This window comes from Ancylobacter gelatini, from assembly GCF_022601675.1.
GTDB classification, from domain to species: domain Bacteria; phylum Pseudomonadota; class Alphaproteobacteria; order Rhizobiales; family Xanthobacteraceae; genus Ancylobacter; species Ancylobacter gelatini.
In genome coordinates this window covers 114,602-132,110 of sequence record NZ_JAKVIL010000004.1, presented here as the reverse complement: position 1 = coordinate 132,110, position 17,509 = coordinate 114,602, and the positions used below count along the sequence as shown (strand labels likewise).

Below are 17,509 nucleotides of genomic sequence, written 5' to 3'. Positions count from 1 at the left end.
TTCGCGTGAAGAAAATGCGAAAAAACAAACAACTAGAGCATTTTCGGTGAACGTGAATTCACCGAAAATGCTCTAATGTGTCCTCAGAACACCCGGTTGATCGACACCATGATCGACTGCGTGCTGGAGGCGCCGGAGAAGGTGCCGCTCAGTATGCCGACATCCTCGAAGCCGCCGCGCGCCGTGGTCGAGAACGGGCCAGAATAGCCCTTACTGGTGTTGCCGGTCACGGTGTAGCTGTAGCTCAGATCGACGAACCAGCTCTCCGAGAGAAAATAGGTCGCGCCGACAATGACTTCGCCGCCCACCACCCAGTCCTTGCTGGAGGAATCGTCCGGCCTTCCGGTAATGTCGTAATGGACCCCGTTGATATCGGCAAAGCCGACGACATTGTTGAAGTCGTAGCGCACGCGCGACAGCGTCGGGCCCGCTCCGAGATAGACGAAGCCCCAGTCGAACGACCTACCCAAGAACGGCACCAGTGAGAACTGGTTGTCGACGCGGCTGGAATAGGAGCCGCCTACCACGTTCCCGGTGAAGCTGGCGGAAGACGGGCCGGTGAACGCGCCGGACTGCGGCACCGCGATCGGCCCGGTCTCGGCTTCCGTCCCGAGGTAATTATAGGTGAGCTTGACACCCCACAGCCAGTCCGAGGCCTGGAAATGCTGGAAATAACCCAGCTGGACCGCTCCCGCGATGCTGTATTCCGTGCCGAAACCGGGATCAACGTTACCCCCGGCATAACCCGCCCCGATCGGGACGCCGTTCTGGGAGATCGTGGAGACCCCTTGCGCGTACAGGTTCTGGTCGGAAAACCGCGTGGCGTTGAAGCTCGCGCCGGCGCCGATGAAGAAGGCGCTGTCGGGCACGAGGCTGGTGGAGGTCGGTGGCGCGGCGGCGGCAGGCGCAGCCCCCGCGACGTCCGCCGCCTGCGCGCCTCCCGGCGTCAGGCCGGCAATACCGCTACCCAGCATCGCGACAAGTATCGCGGCCTTCGCGCCAAGCCTGTGATTTTGCTTCATCATTATACCATCCCCCCAGGAATCGATTCATGTTTGTTAGGGGGTACGATGGCGCACATCGCGGTCAGGCCGGATGGCTTTTTTTAAGCGCATCCGACAACCGCTTAGAAAAACGCCCCGGAAACGGGTCCGGGGCGTTCTTTTCGGTAGGACCGTCCGAGTGGCGGGGCTCTACTCCGCCGCGCGCACCACATCCGGCGCGCGTGCTTCCCCGACCAGGCTGGCGAGCGCCTCGTCGAGGCTCATCGTGGTCTGGTTCGGGCTGCCCAGTCGGCGGATGGAGACGGTGCGCTCGGCCGCCTCCTTGCGCCCGACCACGATCAGCGCCGGCACCTTGGCCAGCGAGTGCTCGCGCACCTTGTAGTTGATCTTCTCGTTGCGAAGATCGCTGTCGACGCGCAGCCCGGCCTTCTTCGCCAGCGCCACGATCTCGCGGGCATAGTCGTCGCCCTCGGAGGTGATGGTCGCCACCACCGCCTGCGTCGGCGCCAGCCAGAGCGGGAAATGCCCGGCGAAGTGCTCGATCAGGATGCCGGTGAAGCGCTCCATCGAGCCGCAGATGGCGCGGTGGATCATCACCGGGGCCTTCTTGCTGCCGTCGGCATCGACATAGAACGCGCCGAAGCGCTCCGGCAGGTTGAAGTCGACCTGCGTGGTGCCGCACTGCCATTCGCGGCCGATCGCGTCGCGCAGCGTGTACTCGAACTTCGGCCCGTAGAACGCGCCCTCACCCGGCAGGATGCCGGTCTTGATCCGCCCGCCGGATTCGGCGGCGATCTGGGTGAGCACCTTCTCCATCACATCCTCGGCGTGGTCCCACACCGCGTCCGAGCCGACCCGCTTCTCGGGCCGCGTGGAGAGCTTCACCACGATCTCGCCGAAGCCGAAATCGGCATAGGTGGAGAGGATCAGCTCATTGATGGCGAGGCATTCCTCGGCGAGCTGCTCCTCGGTGCAGAACACATGCGCGTCGTCCTGCGTGAAGCCGCGCACGCGCATCAGCCCGTGCAGCGCGCCGGAAGGCTCATAGCGATGCACGGCGCCGAATTCCGCAAGCCGCATAGGCAGATCGCGGTAGCTCTTCAAGCCGTGCTTGAAGATCTGCACGTGGCCGGGGCAGTTCATCGGCTTCAGCGCGTAGACGCGGTCGCCTTCCTCCACCTCGCCGGCGGGCTGCACCTTGAACATGTTGTCCTTGTACCAGCCCCAGTGACCGGAGGTCTCCCACAGCGACTTGTCGAGCACCTGCGGGGCGTTTACCTCGTCATAGTCGGCCTTGAGGCGGCGGCGCATATAGGCCACCAGCTCCTGGAACAGGGTCCAACCCTTGGGGTGCCAGAACACCACGCCCGGCCCTTCCTCCTGGAAATGGAACAGGTCCATCTCCCGGCCCAGCCGGCGGTGGTCGCGCTTCTCGGCCTCTTCCAGCTGGTGGAGGTAGTTGTCGAGTTCGTCCTTCGTGCGCCAGGCGGTGCCGTAGATGCGGGTGAGCATCGGGTTGCTGGCGTCGCCGCGCCAATAGGCGCCGGCCACCTTCATCAGCTTGAAGGCGTCGCCCACCTTGCCGGTGCTCGGCATATGCGGGCCGCGGCACAGGTCGAACCACTCGCCCTGCTTGTAGATCTTGATCTTCTGGTCGGCGGGGATCGCGTCCACCAGCTCGACCTTGAACGCCTCGCCCTTGTCTTTGAAGACGCGCTTGGTCTCCTCGCGGTCCCACACCTCGCGGGTGAAGGGCGCGTCGCGCGCGATGATCTCGCGCATCTTCTTCTCGATGGCGGCGAAATCGTCCGGGGTGAACGGCTCGTTGCGGAAGAAGTCGTAATAGAAGCCGTTCTCGATCACCGGGCCGATGGTCACCTGGGTGCCCGGCCACAGCGCCTGCACCGCCTCAGCCAGCACATGGGCGGCGTCGTGGCGGATCAGTTCCAGCGCCTCGGGGCTCTCGCGGGTGACGATCTCGATCTTCGCGTCGGCCTCGATCGGCTCCGACAGGTCGGTCAGCACGCCGTCGAGCTTGACGGCCAGCGACTTCTTGGCGAGCGACTTGGCGATGGCGGCGGCGACATCGGCGCCGGTGGCCCCGACCGGGAACTCGCGCACGGCGCCGTCGGGAAAGGTCAGATGCAGCATGGCTTTTCTCCTGCCCACTCCTGCGAACCACGCAGGTAGGCTTGTTGGTCAGTCATGCGGGGGGCTACGCCACCTCGCATAGCGCCACGGCATATACCACACCGCTTTTGGCGGCAATTCGACGGGCACCGCCTCGAAGCCGGAACCACCCCACGGATGGCAGCGGCAGATGCGCCCCGCCGCCATCCAGCCGCCGGCCCAGGCGCCGTGCCGGTCGATCGCGTTGTCGGCGAATTCCGAGCAGGTCGGCAGGAAGCGGCACTGCCGGCCCATGAAGGCGGAGAGGCTGTAGCGGTAGACCAGAATCGGCGCGCGCAGCATCAGGCGCGGCAGCCGGGCCAGATGCCAGCCGATCATCGCCGGCGCTCCCGGGTGACGCATGGTGCCGGAATGGGGAACAAAACGGCAGCTACCCCGTTAAGCCATTGAGGAAGTTGGCAAGATGTCGGTGGGAGTTGTCCATGCACGATCCGGTCTCCAGCCTGCGCGTTCAACCTGTGACCCGGCGCCCGTCTGGCCGTGTGGCGCGGGAACGTGCGCCGGCCGCCATTGCCAGCGCCACCATCGTCTCGGTCACGCTGGTCGGTGCACTGGCGGTGGTGACGGCCCTGCTGTTCACCCTTCCCGCGGCGGCCCAAGGCGCTGCAACCAAGGGGGCCGCAACCCAGGGCACTGCAACTCCGCCCGCGCCCGCTGCCCAGCCGCCGGCACCCGTCGCGCCCTCCCCGGCCGGTGGCACCCAGCCCGACCCGTCCGCGGCGACCTCGCCCGAGGTCGACCCGGACATGCAGCGCGTCGCGGCCTGCAAGGCGCAGGCGCTGGAGAAGCTCAAGCAGCGCTCGCCGACCATCGAGGACATCTATATCGACATTGACGGGCTCACCATCGCCACTGCCGAGGCCCGGCTTGGCGACACCGACGTCAAGGGCGTGATCATGGGCGAGGCCTATATCCAGCGCGACCGCTCCGACACCGCCAACCGCTTCCTGTGCCTCACCGGGCCGAAGGGCGAGGTGCTCTTCACCTTCTTCACCGAGCGCTGAGCCGCGCTCACTCGGCTGCCTGCGCCGCCGCGCGGGCGGCATCGCGCGCCTCGATCTGGTTCACCGCGTCCACCACGGCATCGAAGGTCAGCAGCGTCGAGGCGTGGCGCGGCTTGTAGTCACGCACCGGCTCCAGCACCGCGAGTTCCGCCCAGCGCCCCTCCGGCACCGGGCCATTTTCCTTGAGCATGCGCTGCACCGCCTCGCGCACCGCGCGCAGCTCGCTCGCGGTGGAGCCGACCACCAGCCCCGCCATGATCGAGGACGATGCCTGCCCGAGAGCGCAGGCGCGCACTTCATGGGCGAAATCGGTGACCGCGCCATCCTTCATCGCCAGGTCGATGGTGACGGTGGAACCGCAAAGCCTGGAATGCGCCGTTGCACTGGCATCGGGCGAGGCAAGCCGGCCGAGCCGTGGTATGTCGGCAGCCAGCTCGAGTATGCGGCGGTTATAGACCTCGTTCAGCATGGCTGATCCATTCCGGTGCGAGTCTCGTATCAAACGTAACATTGCAGTGGGATTGTCGTCGCTTATATAGGAGCGACGTCTGGGGCGCGAAAGAATGTCCGTCATGCGTTTTCGGTATTTGCGCTTCGTCGGGTCAGGGTATGCTGCCGGTCGGAGCGATCGAGACGGCGCGTATGTGACGAGTTCAACCGGTGACACCCGGCGCCCGGTACCTAAAAGCGCCGTCGAACGGAGTTCGTCATGGATGCCGTGCTTGAGACCCTGATGCGTAGCGCGAGGAACGAGGCTGCGACCGGCAACCGGCCGTCGCGCGAGGAAGCCGAAGCGGCGGTGCGCACGCTGATCGCCTGGGCCGGGGATGACCCGAGCCGGGAAGGCCTGCTCGACACGCCCAAGCGCGTGGTTCGGGCCTATGAGGAGCTCTATAGCGGCTACAGCGCCCAGGCTGCCGCAACGCTCGACCGCACCTTCGGCGAGATCGGCAATTTCGACGACATGGTGCTGGTGCGGGACATCGAGTTCCATTCGCACTGCGAGCACCACATGGTGCCGTTCGTCGGCAAGGCCCATGTCGCCTATTTCCCGGTGGAGCGCGTGGTCGGGCTGTCCAAGATCGCGCGCATCGTCGACATCTTCGCCCGCCGCCTGCAGACGCAGGAGCACCTCACCTCGCAGATCATCACGGCGATGGACGAGATCCTGAAGCCGCGCGGCGTCGCGGTGCTGATCGAGGCCGAGCACATGTGCATGGCCATGCGCGGCGTGCGCAAGCAGGGCGCCTCGACCGTGACCTCGCAGTTCACCGGCGTGTTCCGCGACGACCCGCAGGAACAGGTGCGCTTCATGAGCCTGCTGCGCGGGATGCGCCCGTGAGCGCTGAACTGTTCGCGCCGCGCGGCAGCGCGGCCGAGATCGAGGAAGGCGACCGCCTGTCGCCGAAATTCGACGCCAACGGGCTGGTTACCGCCGTGGCCACCGATGCCGAGAGCGGCGAGGTGCTGATGGTCGCGCATATGAACGCGCAGGCGCTGGCGCGGACCATCGAGACCGGGCAGGCCCATTATTTCAGCCGCTCGCGCAATCGCCTGTGGAAGAAGGGCGAGGAAAGCGGCCACGTCCAGACGCTGGTCGAATTGCGCGTCGATTGCGACCAGGACGCCGTGGTGCTGCGGGTGCGTATGGCGGGTCCCGGCGCCGCCTGCCACACCGGGCACCGCTCCTGCTTCTTCCGCTCGGTGCCGCTCGGCGCCGCGCCCTCCCCGCAGACCCAGCTCACGGTGAATGACGGCGGCAAGCTGTTCGACCCGTCGCACGTCTACGGCACGCCGGCCAAGACCGACGTACCGCGCTTCTGACGGCGTTCGACCGCTCAGGTCGACATGATGTATTCGCGCATGGCGTGGCTCTCGCGCTCCATCTCGGCGAGGCGGTGCTTCACCACGTCGCCGATCGAGATGATGCCCACGAGCTTGCCCGCCCGCACCACCGGAACGTGGCGGAAGCGCCCGGCGGTCATCTGTTCCATGATCTGCGGAATGGTCTCGTTGCCGTCGGCGGTCTCCACCTTGGCGGTCATCACGGTGGACACCGCATCGTCGAGCCGGCCCGGGCCGTCGAGCCCGATCACGCGCACGATGTCGCGTTCCGAGAGGATGCCGACGACATGCCGCTCGGAATCGATGACCACGATCGCGCCGATGCGCTTCTCGGCCAGCAGTTCCACCGCTTCGCGCAACGTCGCCGTCGGCCCGATCGTCGCGACGTCGTAGCCCTTCTCATCCAGTATCATGCGCACTGTCATGGCCTGTCTCCTGTCCCTTGTGGCGGGCGGTTCAGCCACAGCTCCACGCCCGCTTTGTCCCCGGCGAGTCGCCATCATGTCGGCGCGCGCTCTTTAAGGCGGGAATGATCGGACCTAACGCTACGGAGGGCAATAGGTTTTCTCGGCCCGGCCGGGCCGGGCACCCGACGCCCGCCGGATCAGCTGTTGCGCTGGCGCGTCAGCGGGTTGTCGTCGGGAAAGCCCCGCACCGGATCGAACAGCGGGAACAGCAGCAGACCCGCGACGAATCCGCCAATATGCGCCTGCCAGGCGATCGAGCCCTCGACGATGCCGGCCGGCGCGCCGATTCCGAAGGCGAGGTTGATCGCGAACCACACCACGACGAAGGCGATCACCCGCCGGTCGCGCAGCACGGTGAGCAGCGGCGCCGCCGGGTAGCGTACCGATGCCTCCAGCGCGCTCTGCCGCCAAGGCACGAAGCCTTCGGAGGCGAACATGAAGCGGATCGCCGCCGCCATGCAGCCCGACACCGCCGCCGAGGCGCCGATCATCGGCGCGAGGTCGTCCTCATGGGTGAACAGGTGCAGCCCCGCCCCCGCCGCCGCCGTCACCGCGAAGAAGGCGAGGAAGCGTACCGCGCCGAAGCGCCGCGCCACCGGGCTGCCGAAGGCCAGCATCCAGAGCAGGTTGATGCCGACATGCGCCCAGTCGCCGTGCAGGAAGGCGTAGGACACGAAGGTCCACACATTCGCCGCCGCCCCGCCCGGCAGCACGCCCTCCCCCAGAAAAGCGGGATCGAAGCGCGCGGGAATGAAGGCGAACAGCGCCAGTATCTCGATGCCGGTATCCACGCCGACCGAGACGCGCAGCAGATGGATGGCCAGCATCGCCGCCGCCAGCACGGTGATGACCGTCGGCACGTTCAGTATGGGCTGGCGCATGGGGGCCGTATAATGGGTTCGATCGAGCACCTTGATCACATAGGCTCAGGCCCGCGTCGCGGCAAGCGCGCGTGACGAATGCACGCGGCCATGTGACGGCGCGCGACTGGCGCGAAAGCCTTGCCGGTCGCTTAAACGGCGTGATGAATAAAATCGATATTGTAATGGTTAACGACAGTAGAAAAGTTATTAATTTTCCATATCCAGCGTAGTGGCGAATTCGCGCGACGGCTTAGATCAAGATAAAAATCTCTCTGGCAGTATCTCTCCCCATGACAGGGATTGAGGTGCGCGATGAAAAAGAGGCTTGAACGGGCCCTTCTCGCGGCGGCGGTGGTGCTCTCGGGCGCCATCTTCTCCGGGCAGCCGACGCAGGCGCAGGAGGCCCGCGCGGCGAACGACCAGGTGGCGAACGACCAGGTGGCGATGCTCTCGCCCTTCGCCGCCAACATCGCGGCGGGCGCGGCCACCTCGACGCCGATCGGCTATGCTCGCTTCTGCGCGGAGACGCCCGCGGAGTGCGGCCCCGGCAACGGCCGCGGCGGACGTGTGGCGCTCGATGCCGCCGGCTTCGCCCAGCTCCGCCAGGTCAATGACGAGATCAACACCCGCATCAAGCCGCTCACCGATCTCGAGCATTTCGGCGAGGTCGAGCGCTGGACCTATCCCGATGACGGGTTCGGCGATTGCGAGGATTATGTGCTGGAGAAGCGCCGCACGCTGATCGGCCTCGGCTGGCCGGCCGAGACGCTGCTGATCACCGTGGTGCGCGACCGCAATGGCGACGGCCATTCGGTGCTCACCGTCGTCACCGATCGCGGCGATCTGGTGCTCGACAATCAGGAGCCGGACATCGTGCTCTGGCACGAGACCGGCTACCGTTTCGTGAAGCGTCAGGCGCAGGGCACGCCCGACCAGTGGGTCTCGCTGGGCGACGTGCTGGCCCCGGTCACGGTCGGCCGCAACTGAGCGGCCGTCCCTTCAGCCGATCTTTTCCAACCCCTGCGCGAAGCGACGCCAGTTGCGCACATAATGCGCCGCCGTGCCGTGGATGCGCGCGGCCATCGCCTCGTCCAGCACGCGGATCGCCTTGGCGGGCGTGCCGACGATGAGCGAATTGTCCGGGAATTCCTTACCCTCGGTCACCAGCGCGCCGGCGCCGACCAGGCAGTTGCGCCCGATCTTCGCGCCGTTCAGCACGGTGGCGCCCATGCCGATGAGGCTGTTCGGGCCGATCGTGCAGCCATGCAGCATCGCCTTGTGGCCGATGGTGCAGTCGGCGCCGATCGTCATCGGAAAGCCCGGGTCGGTGTGCAGGCAGCACAGTTCCTGGATGTTGACCCGCTCGCCGATCAGGATGCGCTCATTGTCGCCCCGGATCACCGAGCCGAACCACACGCTGGCCTCGTCGCTGATCTGCACATTGCCGATCACGCTGGCATCGGGTGCCAGCCACCAGCGACCGAGCGCCGGCAGGTCCGGCGCGATTCCGTCGAGTGCATAGATCGGCATGGCCGCTCAGTCCTCCAGATCGTCGCCGAGGATCGCCATCTGGAAATTATAGGACAGATCGCCGTCTTCCTTGTCCTCGAACATCACGCCGATGAACTCGTCGCCGATATAGACCTCGGCCGAATCCTTCTTCTTCGGGCGGGCGACGACCCGGATGTTCGCATTGCCGAACAGGCGGCGCAGATAGGTCTGCACCCGTTCATTGTCTTTCTTTTCCACTGTCCGTGCTCCCGCGGTGGATGTGTGAACGGCGGCAGTCTTGCCAGGGCGCAGGCTTGCCATGGCACAGCCCCGGGCGCAACCGAGCGCGGGTCCGCCAATGGTGCAAAGGGTGGAAAAGCCGGCCGTGCGGCCGGCCCGGCTGCTGGCGCCGTGGCGTCAGATCGACTCGCCCGAATAGGTGCGGTCGAACATCTGGTCCATGCTGCGCGAGGGTTCCGAACAGCCGGCCTCCCCGATCACGCGGGCCGGAACGCCGGCCACGGTGGTGCGCGGGGGCACGGGCTTGAGCACCACCGAGCCGGCCGCCACGCGGGCGCAATGGCCGATCTCGATATTGCCGAGCACCTTGGCGCCGGCGCCCAGCAGCACGCCGCGCCGGATCTTCGGGTGGCGGTCGCCATGCTCCTTGCCGGTGCCGCCGAGCGTCACGCCCTGGAGCACCGAAACGTCGTCCTCGATCACCGCGGTCTCCCCGACCACGATGCCGGTGGCATGGTCGAAGAAGATGCCGCGCCCGAACGGGGCGGCCGGGTTGATGTCGACCTGGTTCACCGAGGAGGAGCGGCTCTGCAGATAGAGCGCGAAGTCGCGGCGCCCGTTCTTCCACAGCCAGTGCGCGAGACGGTGGGTCTGGATGGCGTGGAAGCCCTTGTAATAGAGCAGCGGCTCGATCGCCCGCTCGGTCGCCGGGTCGCGGTCGCACACGGCGAGGATGTCGGCGCGGATGGCGACGCCGAGCGAGGGGTCTTCCGCCACCGCGTCGTCGAAGGCGTGGCGGATCAGTTCGCCGGGCATGTCCACATGGTCGAGCCGCTGGGCGATGCGGTGCGCGACCGCCTTCTCCAGCGTGGGGTGGTACAGCACGGTGGAGAAGATGAAGCTCGCCATGGCGGGCTCGTTCTGGGTGATCGCCTCGGCCTCCGCGCGGATGCGCGACCAGACCGGATCGATCTTGTCCAGCACGCGCTTGTGCGCATCGACAAGCTGGAGGGAATTATTCGCCATGACAGCATTCCTAGGGTCGTTGCCCGTGGAGCCGCCCGATAACGGCTCCTGTTGAGGCCTTCTTAGCATAGCTGGGGTGGCCAGCCTATGCCGTCCAGCCCCGCGTCACGGGCGTTCGTCGAGGAAGGCGAGCACCGCCTCCTTGAAGCTCTTGTCGCCCACCGCCAGCATGTGGTCGCGGCCCTCGATATCGAAGGCTCGCGCCCCCGGAATCAGCGCCGCCAGCGGGGCCGCCGCGCCCGCAATCGGGTCCTTTGTGCCGACCCCGATCAGCGTGGGCACGGCGATGTCCGCCACCTCCTCGCGGGTAAGCGTGCGGCGCGAGCCGTAGATGCAGGCGGCGAGCGCCTTGCGGTCGCTGCCGGTCTGCTCGGCGAAGGCGCGGAAGGTGCGCCCGACCGGATCGGTGACATCGGAAAGGCTCGGCGCCAGCAGCGCCTCGGCGACGGTGGCGGGCAGTCCCGCCCCTTCCACCAGATGGATGCCGATGCCGCCGAGAACGAGCGAGCGCACCCGCTCCGGCGCTTCCAGCGCCAGACACGCGCCGATCCGCCCGCCCATGGAGTAGCCCATGACGTCGGCGCGGGAGAGGCCGAGATGGTCCATCAGCGCCCGCGCGTCGCCCGCCATGATCGCGGGATCGTAGAGCGCGGCCTCGTAAACCTTGCCGGAGGCGCCATGGCCGCGATTGTCGAGCGCAACGACCCGGCGGCCTGCCCGCACGAGCGTCGAGACCCAGCCGGGGCCGACCCAGTTGATTTCCTTGGTGGAGGCGAAGCCGTGGATCAGCACGACCGGCTCGCCCTCCCCCTCGTCGAGAAACGCGAAGTCGATGCCATCGTGGTGGAAGCTGGGCATGGCGGTCTCCGAAAAGCGTCCACGATACCTAGTCAGCCGCCGCCGCCCTGCCAAGCGGGAGCGGCCCCGTTGTCGCCAAATCTACTTATGATTGCAAAATGCAGAGAATGTTACCTAGAGTGAGTGACGGATTCCGTCAGGACGATAGTGGCATGGCACAGACCATCGATGAGTTTCGCGCAGCATTGATCACCTTCGCCGAGCGCGTGCAGCGCGTGCGTGCGCATATTCACAACGAGGAGGCGACCAAGGTCGCGCTGGTGCTGCCGTTCATCGGCATTCTCGGCTATGACGACCGCGATCCCACCGAGGTTGCGGCCGAACACGCCGCCGACTTCTCGGAGAAGTACCGCAACCGCGTCGACTATGCCGTGCTGCGCGATCTCCAGCCGGTAATCGCGGTCGAGTGCAAGTCGCTCGGCAACGGCAAGAAGGACGATCGCGGCCAGCTCAAATCCTATTTCAACGCCTCGAAGACCGTGAAGCTCGGCGTGCTGACCGACGGCATCGTCTACGAGTTCTTCGTGGATTCGCAGGAGCCGAACATGATGGACGACGACCCGTTCCTGGTCGTCGACTTCGAGAAGGTGGCGAAGGCCCAGATCACCGAGACCGTCATCGCCGGGCTGTACGACTTCACCAAGTCGCGCTTCGATCCCGACACCATTTCCGAGCACGCCCGGCGGTCCATTACCCACCGCGCGTTCTTCGACTATCTGTCCGAGCAGTTTCTGGCGCCGAGCGTCGAGTTCACGCGCTTCCTGCTGAAGGAGAACGACATCAAGCATGTGCGCCTGAACGCGCTCGACGGCTACCGCGCCATCGCCAAGTCCGCCTTCGACGACGTGTTCACCAGCAATGTGCTGAAGCGGCTCGATATCACCACCGCCCCGCCCAAGGCCTCCCCGCGCGCCGAGGTCGAACCGGCGGTGCCGGTCGAGCCGGCCGCCGGCGAGAAGGAGGCGGTGACGACCGAGGCCGAGTTGCGAGCCTTCGAGGCGGTACGCCGCCGCCTCGCCTATCTCGCCGCCGGCCGCGACGACCTGTTCGAGGCTATCGGCAGGGTCGCTTATCGCGACTATCAGGGGAAGATGGCGGTGTTCTACGTGCAGGAGCGCAAGGGCCGGCTGATGGACATCATCGAGGCGCGCGACGGCACCATCCGCTTCAATCTCGCCGATGGCGGCGAGGGCGGGCCGGTGACCGAGCTGCCCGCGCTCGATACGCGCCTCAGGGCGCTGTTCGAGCGGCGAATCTCGGGCCAGTGAACCACCCCGCCCGCTTCTTCCGCCGCCACAGCGGGCGCACCATCGCCACCACCATGGCGTTGAACGAGGCGATCAGCCCGATCACGTCCAGCACCAGCGCAATGACGCGGTAAGCGAGCCGCGTCAGCGTCTCGGTCAGGAACAGTGCGCCGCGTCCCAGCGTCTTCACCACCGCCAGCGTCTGCCCGCCCTTCACCTCAGCAAGACGGCGCAGCCGCGCCGCGCCCGCCGCGTCGTCGACATGGCGCAGCCCGGCGAAGGTGGCGCGCGTGCCGGCCTTGGAGGCCGACGTGCCGAGATCGCCGACCAGCGCCGCCAGCTTCACCCGCTTGCCGCCGCGCAGCGCGTCGGTGACCTGGCCCGCGAGCCGCGCGCTCATCGCACCGGTGCGCCGCGCACCCTTGAGCGCGGTCAGCCCGGCGCGCAGCGCCAGCGGCGTGCCGAAGGCGGCATAGGTCGCCCCCGTGGCGGCGATGCCGGCACCGGCGAGCCCGAGCATCAGCGGGTCGACATTCTCGCCGCGCACCCAGTGCAGCACCTCGCGCCCGCCATCGCGCAGATCGCCCCAGACGGTGAGATCGCCCGCCGCTGCGCCGGCCAGCCCCGTGAGGTCCTCCGCCTCGCCGGTGACGAAGCCCTGCCCGAAGCGCGCCGCCCCGCGCACCGCGCCGGCCACCGCATGATTGGCGAGCACCACCTTCGCCCGCAGCGCCGCATCGACCGCGATCCCCCGCGCATCCGCCAGCGCGACGAAGCTCTCCGCCAATTCGCCGTCATCCGCCGCCAGCGCTTGTTCGATTTCCGCCCGCACCCGCGCGCCGTCGAGCGTGCGGTCGAGCTGCAGCTCGGCGATTCGCGCGGCGTCGTCCTGCGCGCGGATCAGCGCGAAGGCCTCATGGCCCAGCGGCACGACCCAGTGGGCCGCGCCGGCGAAGGCGAGGAAGAAGCCGAGAGCGGCGAGAAGGCGGAACATGATAGCGGCGCGCGGCCTGAAGGTGCACGGGTCGCCGGCCGTGCGAACCCGGCGCCTTGATGCCGGTTCATTGTGGCGAACCCAAGGGAAGCGGGAAGGCGAAAACCATGGAATGCGACCGCACGTCCCCTGCCCGCCCCTTTGCCCGCCGGCGATCAGCGGCTATGGTCCGGCCAGTTCAACACGATTGTTCAGGCAGGCGAACACCATGGCGGGCCACGTCGTTCCCCACTTCCACAATTCAGCCGGCGTCGCGAAGATCGCGGTGGCGGCGCGCGAGTTCATGTGCGTCGGCGCCCTGCCGCCTTACGACCATCCCCACGTCTTCCTCGACATGGGGTCGGATGACGAGATCATCTGCCCCTATTGCTCGACGCTCTACACCTTCTCCGCGACCCTGCACGGCACCGAATCCATTCCCGCCGGCTGCCTCTACGAGACGCCGGTAGCTGCCTGAACGCCGCGATCATGGCGCGTCCGCAGATCGTCGTCGCCGGTGCCGGCATAGGCGGGCTGTCGGCCGCCCTCGCTCTGGCCCGGAATGGCTACTCCGTTACCGTCCTTGAGCGCGCGCTGGTGCTCGAGGAGGCCGGCGCCGGTGTCCAACTCGCCGCCAATGCCACACGCTGCCTCGACGCGCTCGGCGTGCTCGGCCGCGTGCGCGAGGTCGCGGTCCGTCCGCGCGCCTTCATGGTGATGGACGGGCGCAAGGGCGTGGCGCTGGCGCAGGCGGAGATGGCGGACGCCGTCGCGGCGCGTTTCAACGGCCCCTTCCTCGTCATTCATCGTGCCGATCTCCAGCAGGTGCTGCTGGAGGCGGTTCGGCGTGAGCCGCAGATCCGCCTGCTGCTCGGCCGCACCATCGAGGGCTTCGAGGAGGAGCCCGGCGGTGTGGCGGTCGACGCGTCGGGCAGCGGCCGGCTGGAAACCCATAGCGGCCTTGCCTTGATCGGCGCCGACGGGGTGCGCTCCGTGGTGCGCCGTCAGCTCCAGCCGCGCGCGCTTCCCGTGTTCCAGCAGCGCGCCGCGTGGCGGGCGACGGTGCCGGTCGAGGCGCTGCCCGCTGCGCTTGCCGACCCCGTGACCCGGCTCTGGCTGGGGCCGGGCGCCCATCTCGTCAGCTATCCGGTACGCGCGGGGCGCGAGGTGAACCTCGTCGCCGTCACGCCGGACAAGCGCGGCGTGCATGGCTGGGGGCTCGACGCCGATCCCGCCGAGTTGATGCGCCATTATGCCGGCTGGAGCGCCCCGGCCCGCGCCCTGCTCGCCGCCCCGGCGCACTGGCTGCGCTGGGCGCTCTACGATCTCGATCCGATGGAGAGCTGGGGCACCGGCCGCGTCACGCTGCTGGGCGACGCCGCCCATGCCATGTTGCCTTTTCTCGCGCAGGGTGCGGCGCAGGCGATCGAGGACAGCGCGGTGCTCGCCGCCGAACTGACCGGCCGCGAGGACGACATCCCCGCGGCGCTGCGGCGCTACGAGGCGCGGCGCATGGGCCGCACCGCCCGCGTGCAGACCGCCGCGCGCGGCATGGCGCGCATCTATCATCTCGCCGGCCCGGCCCGGCTGGCGCGCGATCTGGTTATGCGGGCGCGTTCCGGTGAGGCGATGCTGGAGCGCTACCGCTGGATTTACGAGTGGCAGCCATGAATAATGAAATGCAGGACGCCGAAATCGCGGCGGTCGCCGGCTTCTGGCGCGACGCCGGGCCGGAGCGCTGGTTCGAGAAGAACCCCGCTTTCGACGCCGCCTTCCATGACCGTTTCCGCGAACTGCATTTTGCCGCCGCCGCCCGTCAGCGCGACGGCTTCATGGCGAGCGCGGAGGGCGCGCTGGCGCTGATCCTGCTGCTCGACCAGTTCCCCCGCAACTGCTTCCGCGGCACCGCGCATATGTACGCCACCGATCCGCTGGCTCGCCATTTCGCGCGGCTGGCGGTGGAGCGGGGCTATCCGGGACAGCTTGAGATGGCGCTGCGGGTGTTCTTCTTCCTGCCGTTGTCGCATTCGGAAAACCTTGCCGATCAGGACATCGCGGTGGAGCTGAACCGGGCGAACGACCCGGACTCGCTCAAGCACGCGCTCGGCCACCGCGACATCATCGCCCGCTTCGGCCGCTTCCCGCACCGCAACCCGCTGCTCGGGCGGGACACCACGCCGGAAGAGGCGCGGTTCCTGGAAGAAGGCGGCTTTGCCGGATAGCTCTCCCTATCGGCCCGGCGCCTTGCGATTTCTCCCTGTTCCTCGGCGGCGGTCGCAGGTAATTTACGGCATCGTGCCGTGGCGACCGGCTTCGCCTGACGGCGGGGAATCATCATCATGACCGACACCGTTCTCATTGTCGGCGCAGGTCCGGTCGGCCTGACCATGGCGCTCGAACTCGCGCGCTACGGCGTGCCGGTGCGCCTCGTCGACCGCATGACGAAGCGGGAGGAGACCTCGCGCGCGGTCGCGCTCTGGCCGCGCACGCTGGAGCTTCTCGCCCGCGCCGGGGGCGGTCTCAGCGACGAACTGGTGGCGCTCGGCAATCCGGTCACGGTGGCGAACATCGTCGCCGGCAGCGCGCCGATCGCGCGGGTCGAGCTGAAGGACATCGAGACGCCCTACCCCTTCGTCCTGATGCTGCCGCAGAGCGAGACCGAGACCGTGCTGGCGCGCCATCTCGCCGACCATGGCGTGCAGGCGGAGCTGGGCATCGAACTTGCCGGCTTCACCCAGGACGAAGCCGGCGTCACAGCGACGCTGCGCCATGCCGATGGCCGCGAGGAGACGGCGCGCCACGGCTTCCTTATCGCCTGCGACGGTGCGCACAGCCCGGTCCGCCATGGCCTCGACCTCGCCTTCGAGGGCGACACGCGCGGCGACGACTGGGCGCAGGGTGATTTCCACATGTCCGGCGTGCCCTATCCGGTCAACGAATTCGTCACCTACTGGCACGAGGAAGGGCCGGCGGTGCTGTTTCCGATGGCACCGGGCCGCTACCGGGTGATCGTCGGACTCGGCGCGTCGAGTGGCGCCGCGCCCGCCGTGCCATCGATCGAGACGTTTCAGGCCATTCTGGACCGGCGCGGGCCGGGCGGCATGGTGCTGCACGACACGATCTGGTCCTCGGCCTTCCGTATCAATGAGCGGCAGGTCGAGCGCTATCGGGTCGGTCGGGTGTTCCTCGCCGGCGACGCCGCCCATGTCCACAGCCCGGCCGGCGGGCAGGGCATGAACACCGGCATGCAGGACGCGGTGAATCTCGCCTGGAAGCTCGCCTTGGTAGCGCGGGACATCGCGACCGCCCCGGCGCTGCTCGGCAGCTACCACCCCGAGCGCCACGCCGTCGGGGCGCAGGTCATCGCCGCGTCGGGCCGCCTCACCCGCCTCGCCACGATGGAGAACCCGCTCGCCCGGCAGATCCGCAATGGCGTGCTGCATTTCCTGCTCGGCCTCGCCCCGGTGCAGCACCAGCTCGAAGGCACGCTGACCGAGACCTCGATCGGCTATGAAGACAGCCCGCTCAACGGCGTGAGCTGGCAGGCCGGCCCGCGCGCCGGCGAGCGCATGGTGCCCCGCGCCGGCGAGGCGCCCTATGGCGCTGGCGACACGCCGCGCTTCGCACTGCGTACCGGCGCCGCGGTAGGCGATCCCCCACTGGCGCTGCCGTTCGCGCTGGTCGATCCGCTACGGCGGACCAACCCCGTCGCGGGCGGCATCGAGCTGGTGCGGCCGGACGGCTATCTGGCTTTGTCGGTCACGGACGGCGAATGGGAGCCGGTGGTGGACTATCTGCACCGTCTGGGGAGAGCATGATGAGCGTCACCTTCCTGCATTCGCATGGCGCCGAGCCGCCGATCGCCATCCCCGCCATCGGGCTCGACCTGTTCGTGCGCCTGCCGCCGGCCGCGAGCGGGGGCGCGTTCAGCATCGTCGAGACCATCAACGCCCCCGGCAAGGGGCCGCCCCGCCACCGTCACCCCGAGGCGGAGATCTTCCGCGTGCTGGAGGGGCGCTATCTCTACGAGATGGACGGCCGGCGGTTCTATGCCGAGGTCGGTGACGTGGTGAGCATTCCCGGCGGCGTGGAGCACGGCTTCGTCAATGTGACGGACGCACCCGCCCGCCAGTACATCGTCATCGCTCCGGCGCTCGATGCCGTCGCCTTCTTCACCGAACTGGCCGCCACCATGCGCGACGGCCTGCCCGACACCGCCGCGCTCAACGCCTTCGGGGTGAAATGGCAGGTCGAATTCCTCGGCCCGCCGCTGCGCGCCGATGAAGGCCCGACCGGCTGAG

At 67.8% G+C, this 17,509-nt stretch carries 21 protein-coding genes; 10 read left to right on the top strand and 11 right to left on the bottom strand.

What is annotated here, in order from left to right; all coding sequences use genetic code 11:
- Positions 1 to 83: 83 nt before the first annotated feature.
- The 3 genes from MKI84_RS08975 to yidD form a co-directional block, all read right to left on the bottom strand.
- On the bottom strand, positions 84 to 1,025 hold the full coding sequence (locus MKI84_RS08975) for an outer membrane protein (protein ID WP_241618702.1): 942 nt from the start codon (positions 1,023 to 1,025) through the stop codon (positions 84 to 86).
- Positions 1,026 to 1,193: 168 nt separating this feature from the next.
- Entirely contained in the window at positions 1,194 to 3,155 is a 1,962-nt protein-coding gene (thrS, locus tag MKI84_RS08970) for a threonine--tRNA ligase (RefSeq protein ID WP_241618699.1), read from the bottom strand.
- 48 nt (positions 3,156 to 3,203) lie between these two features.
- Positions 3,204 to 3,512, bottom strand: coding sequence for a membrane protein insertion efficiency factor YidD (gene yidD / locus MKI84_RS08965; RefSeq protein WP_241618696.1), 309 nt, complete (start codon positions 3,510 to 3,512; stop codon positions 3,204 to 3,206).
- 104 nt (positions 3,513 to 3,616) lie between these two features.
- Between yidD and MKI84_RS08960 the strand changes: the two genes are divergently transcribed.
- Positions 3,617 to 4,198, top strand: coding sequence for a hypothetical protein (locus tag MKI84_RS08960; protein ID WP_241618694.1), 582 nt, complete (start codon positions 3,617 to 3,619; stop codon positions 4,196 to 4,198).
- Positions 4,199 to 4,205: 7 nt separating this feature from the next.
- Here the strand turns inward: MKI84_RS08960 and MKI84_RS08955 are convergent, their stop codons facing one another.
- Entirely contained in the window at positions 4,206 to 4,667 is a 462-nt protein-coding gene (locus MKI84_RS08955) for an iron-sulfur cluster assembly scaffold protein (RefSeq protein WP_241618692.1), read from the bottom strand.
- 240 nt (positions 4,668 to 4,907) lie between these two features.
- On the opposite strand from MKI84_RS08955, the gene folE reads away from it, so the two are divergent.
- Positions 4,908 to 5,540, top strand: a complete 633-nt coding sequence (folE, locus tag MKI84_RS08950) for a GTP cyclohydrolase I FolE (protein WP_241618690.1) — start codon at positions 4,908 to 4,910, stop codon at positions 5,538 to 5,540.
- Entirely contained in the window at positions 5,537 to 6,022 is a 486-nt protein-coding gene (hisI, locus tag MKI84_RS08945) for a phosphoribosyl-AMP cyclohydrolase (protein ID WP_241618689.1), read from the top strand. Before folE ends, hisI begins: the two co-directional genes overlap by 4 nt.
- Positions 6,023 to 6,036: 14 nt before the next feature.
- On the opposite strand, the gene MKI84_RS08940 is transcribed toward hisI, so the two are convergent.
- Both MKI84_RS08940 and MKI84_RS08935 read right to left on the bottom strand, forming a co-directional pair.
- Complete coding sequence (locus MKI84_RS08940) at positions 6,037 to 6,468, bottom strand: CBS domain-containing protein (protein ID WP_241618686.1); 432 nt, start codon at positions 6,466 to 6,468, stop codon at positions 6,037 to 6,039.
- Positions 6,469 to 6,647: 179 nt separating this feature from the next.
- Positions 6,648 to 7,391 (bottom strand): rhomboid family intramembrane serine protease, encoded by a 744-nt coding sequence (locus MKI84_RS08935; RefSeq protein WP_241618683.1) that lies wholly within the window; start codon positions 7,389 to 7,391, stop codon positions 6,648 to 6,650.
- A gap of 294 nt (positions 7,392 to 7,685) precedes the next feature.
- Here MKI84_RS08935 and MKI84_RS08930 point away from each other — a divergent pair, with 294 nt between their 5' ends.
- Positions 7,686 to 8,360, top strand: coding sequence for a transglutaminase-like cysteine peptidase (locus MKI84_RS08930; RefSeq protein WP_241618680.1), 675 nt, complete (start codon positions 7,686 to 7,688; stop codon positions 8,358 to 8,360).
- 12 nt (positions 8,361 to 8,372) lie between these two features.
- Here MKI84_RS08930 and MKI84_RS08925 read toward each other — a convergent pair whose 3' ends face one another.
- From MKI84_RS08925 to MKI84_RS08910, 4 genes are all read right to left on the bottom strand, one after another.
- Positions 8,373 to 8,903, bottom strand: a complete 531-nt coding sequence (locus tag MKI84_RS08925) for a gamma carbonic anhydrase family protein (RefSeq protein ID WP_241618678.1) — start codon at positions 8,901 to 8,903, stop codon at positions 8,373 to 8,375.
- Between the two features lie 6 nt (positions 8,904 to 8,909).
- Positions 8,910 to 9,122 (bottom strand): DUF3126 family protein, encoded by a 213-nt coding sequence (locus MKI84_RS08920; protein ID WP_241618677.1) that lies wholly within the window; start codon positions 9,120 to 9,122, stop codon positions 8,910 to 8,912.
- Positions 9,123 to 9,281: 159 nt separating this feature from the next.
- Positions 9,282 to 10,130, bottom strand: a complete 849-nt coding sequence (gene cysE, locus MKI84_RS08915) for a serine O-acetyltransferase (protein ID WP_241618675.1) — start codon at positions 10,128 to 10,130, stop codon at positions 9,282 to 9,284.
- Between the two features lie 105 nt (positions 10,131 to 10,235).
- Entirely contained in the window at positions 10,236 to 10,988 is a 753-nt protein-coding gene (locus tag MKI84_RS08910; RefSeq protein ID WP_241618673.1) for an alpha/beta fold hydrolase, read from the bottom strand.
- 152 nt (positions 10,989 to 11,140) lie between these two features.
- Between MKI84_RS08910 and MKI84_RS08905 the strand changes: the two genes are divergently transcribed.
- On the top strand, positions 11,141 to 12,256 hold the full coding sequence (locus MKI84_RS08905) for a type I restriction enzyme HsdR N-terminal domain-containing protein (RefSeq protein WP_241618671.1): 1,116 nt from the start codon (positions 11,141 to 11,143) through the stop codon (positions 12,254 to 12,256).
- Here MKI84_RS08905 and MKI84_RS08900 read toward each other — a convergent pair.
- Positions 12,219 to 13,229: a hypothetical protein gene (locus MKI84_RS08900; protein ID WP_241618669.1), complete on the bottom strand. Its 1,011-nt coding sequence runs from the start codon at positions 13,227 to 13,229 to the stop codon at positions 12,219 to 12,221. The two genes, MKI84_RS08905 and MKI84_RS08900, sit on opposite strands and share 38 nt — an antisense overlap.
- 208 nt (positions 13,230 to 13,437) lie before the next feature.
- On the opposite strand from MKI84_RS08900, the gene MKI84_RS08895 reads away from it, so the two are divergent.
- From MKI84_RS08895 to MKI84_RS08875, 5 genes are all read left to right on the top strand, one after another.
- On the top strand, positions 13,438 to 13,686 hold the full coding sequence (locus MKI84_RS08895; protein WP_241618667.1) for a zinc-finger domain-containing protein: 249 nt from the start codon (positions 13,438 to 13,440) through the stop codon (positions 13,684 to 13,686).
- Positions 13,687 to 13,697: 11 nt separating this feature from the next.
- The gene (locus MKI84_RS08890) at positions 13,698 to 14,879 is read left to right on the top strand and encodes an FAD-dependent monooxygenase (RefSeq protein ID WP_241618664.1); all 1,182 of its coding nucleotides are present in this window, start codon (positions 13,698 to 13,700) and stop codon (positions 14,877 to 14,879) included.
- Positions 14,876 to 15,430, top strand: a complete 555-nt coding sequence (locus MKI84_RS08885) for a DUF924 family protein (RefSeq protein ID WP_241618662.1) — start codon at positions 14,876 to 14,878, stop codon at positions 15,428 to 15,430. Before MKI84_RS08890 ends, MKI84_RS08885 begins: the two co-directional genes overlap by 4 nt.
- A 117-nt stretch (positions 15,431 to 15,547) precedes the next feature.
- Positions 15,548 to 17,026, top strand: coding sequence for an FAD-dependent monooxygenase (locus tag MKI84_RS08880; protein WP_241618660.1), 1,479 nt, complete (start codon positions 15,548 to 15,550; stop codon positions 17,024 to 17,026).
- Positions 17,026 to 17,508, top strand: a complete 483-nt coding sequence (locus MKI84_RS08875; protein ID WP_241618658.1) for a cupin domain-containing protein — start codon at positions 17,026 to 17,028, stop codon at positions 17,506 to 17,508. The genes MKI84_RS08880 and MKI84_RS08875 overlap by 1 nt, the downstream gene beginning before the upstream one ends.
- The last annotated feature ends 1 nt before the right edge of the window (position 17,509 follow it).

What these genes read in the sequence shown, in the direction of transcription:
- MKI84_RS08935 (WP_241618683.1), bottom strand. Translation starts at nt 7,391, where the DNA reads ATGCGCCAGCCCATACTGAACGTGCCGACGGTCATCACCGTGCTGGCG.
- folE (WP_241618690.1), top strand. Translation starts at nt 4,908, where the DNA reads ATGGATGCCGTGCTTGAGACCCTGATGCGTAGCGCGAGGAACGAGGCT.
- MKI84_RS08905 (WP_241618671.1), top strand. Translation starts at nt 11,141, where the DNA reads ATGGCACAGACCATCGATGAGTTTCGCGCAGCATTGATCACCTTCGCC.
- cysE (WP_241618675.1), bottom strand. Translation starts at nt 10,130, where the DNA reads ATGGCGAATAATTCCCTCCAGCTTGTCGATGCGCACAAGCGCGTGCTG.
- MKI84_RS08875 (WP_241618658.1), top strand. Translation starts at nt 17,026, where the DNA reads ATGAGCGTCACCTTCCTGCATTCGCATGGCGCCGAGCCGCCGATCGCC.
- MKI84_RS08890 (WP_241618664.1), top strand. Translation starts at nt 13,698, where the DNA reads ATGGCGCGTCCGCAGATCGTCGTCGCCGGTGCCGGCATAGGCGGGCTG.
- MKI84_RS08940 (WP_241618686.1), bottom strand. Translation starts at nt 6,468, where the DNA reads ATGACAGTGCGCATGATACTGGATGAGAAGGGCTACGACGTCGCGACG.
- MKI84_RS08885 (WP_241618662.1), top strand. Translation starts at nt 14,876, where the DNA reads ATGAATAATGAAATGCAGGACGCCGAAATCGCGGCGGTCGCCGGCTTC.
- yidD (WP_241618696.1), bottom strand. Translation starts at nt 3,512, where the DNA reads ATGATCGGCTGGCATCTGGCCCGGCTGCCGCGCCTGATGCTGCGCGCG.
- MKI84_RS08895 (WP_241618667.1), top strand. Translation starts at nt 13,438, where the DNA reads ATGGCGGGCCACGTCGTTCCCCACTTCCACAATTCAGCCGGCGTCGCG.
- MKI84_RS08900 (WP_241618669.1), bottom strand. Translation starts at nt 13,229, where the DNA reads ATGTTCCGCCTTCTCGCCGCTCTCGGCTTCTTCCTCGCCTTCGCCGGC.
- MKI84_RS08960 (WP_241618694.1), top strand. Translation starts at nt 3,617, where the DNA reads ATGCACGATCCGGTCTCCAGCCTGCGCGTTCAACCTGTGACCCGGCGC.
- MKI84_RS08930 (WP_241618680.1), top strand. Translation starts at nt 7,686, where the DNA reads ATGAAAAAGAGGCTTGAACGGGCCCTTCTCGCGGCGGCGGTGGTGCTC.
- MKI84_RS08975 (WP_241618702.1), bottom strand. Translation starts at nt 1,025, where the DNA reads ATGATGAAGCAAAATCACAGGCTTGGCGCGAAGGCCGCGATACTTGTC.
- thrS (WP_241618699.1), bottom strand. Translation starts at nt 3,155, where the DNA reads ATGCTGCATCTGACCTTTCCCGACGGCGCCGTGCGCGAGTTCCCGGTC.
- MKI84_RS08955 (WP_241618692.1), bottom strand. Translation starts at nt 4,667, where the DNA reads ATGCTGAACGAGGTCTATAACCGCCGCATACTCGAGCTGGCTGCCGAC.
- MKI84_RS08880 (WP_241618660.1), top strand. Translation starts at nt 15,548, where the DNA reads ATGACCGACACCGTTCTCATTGTCGGCGCAGGTCCGGTCGGCCTGACC.
- MKI84_RS08910 (WP_241618673.1), bottom strand. Translation starts at nt 10,988, where the DNA reads ATGCCCAGCTTCCACCACGATGGCATCGACTTCGCGTTTCTCGACGAG.
- MKI84_RS08925 (WP_241618678.1), bottom strand. Translation starts at nt 8,903, where the DNA reads ATGCCGATCTATGCACTCGACGGAATCGCGCCGGACCTGCCGGCGCTC.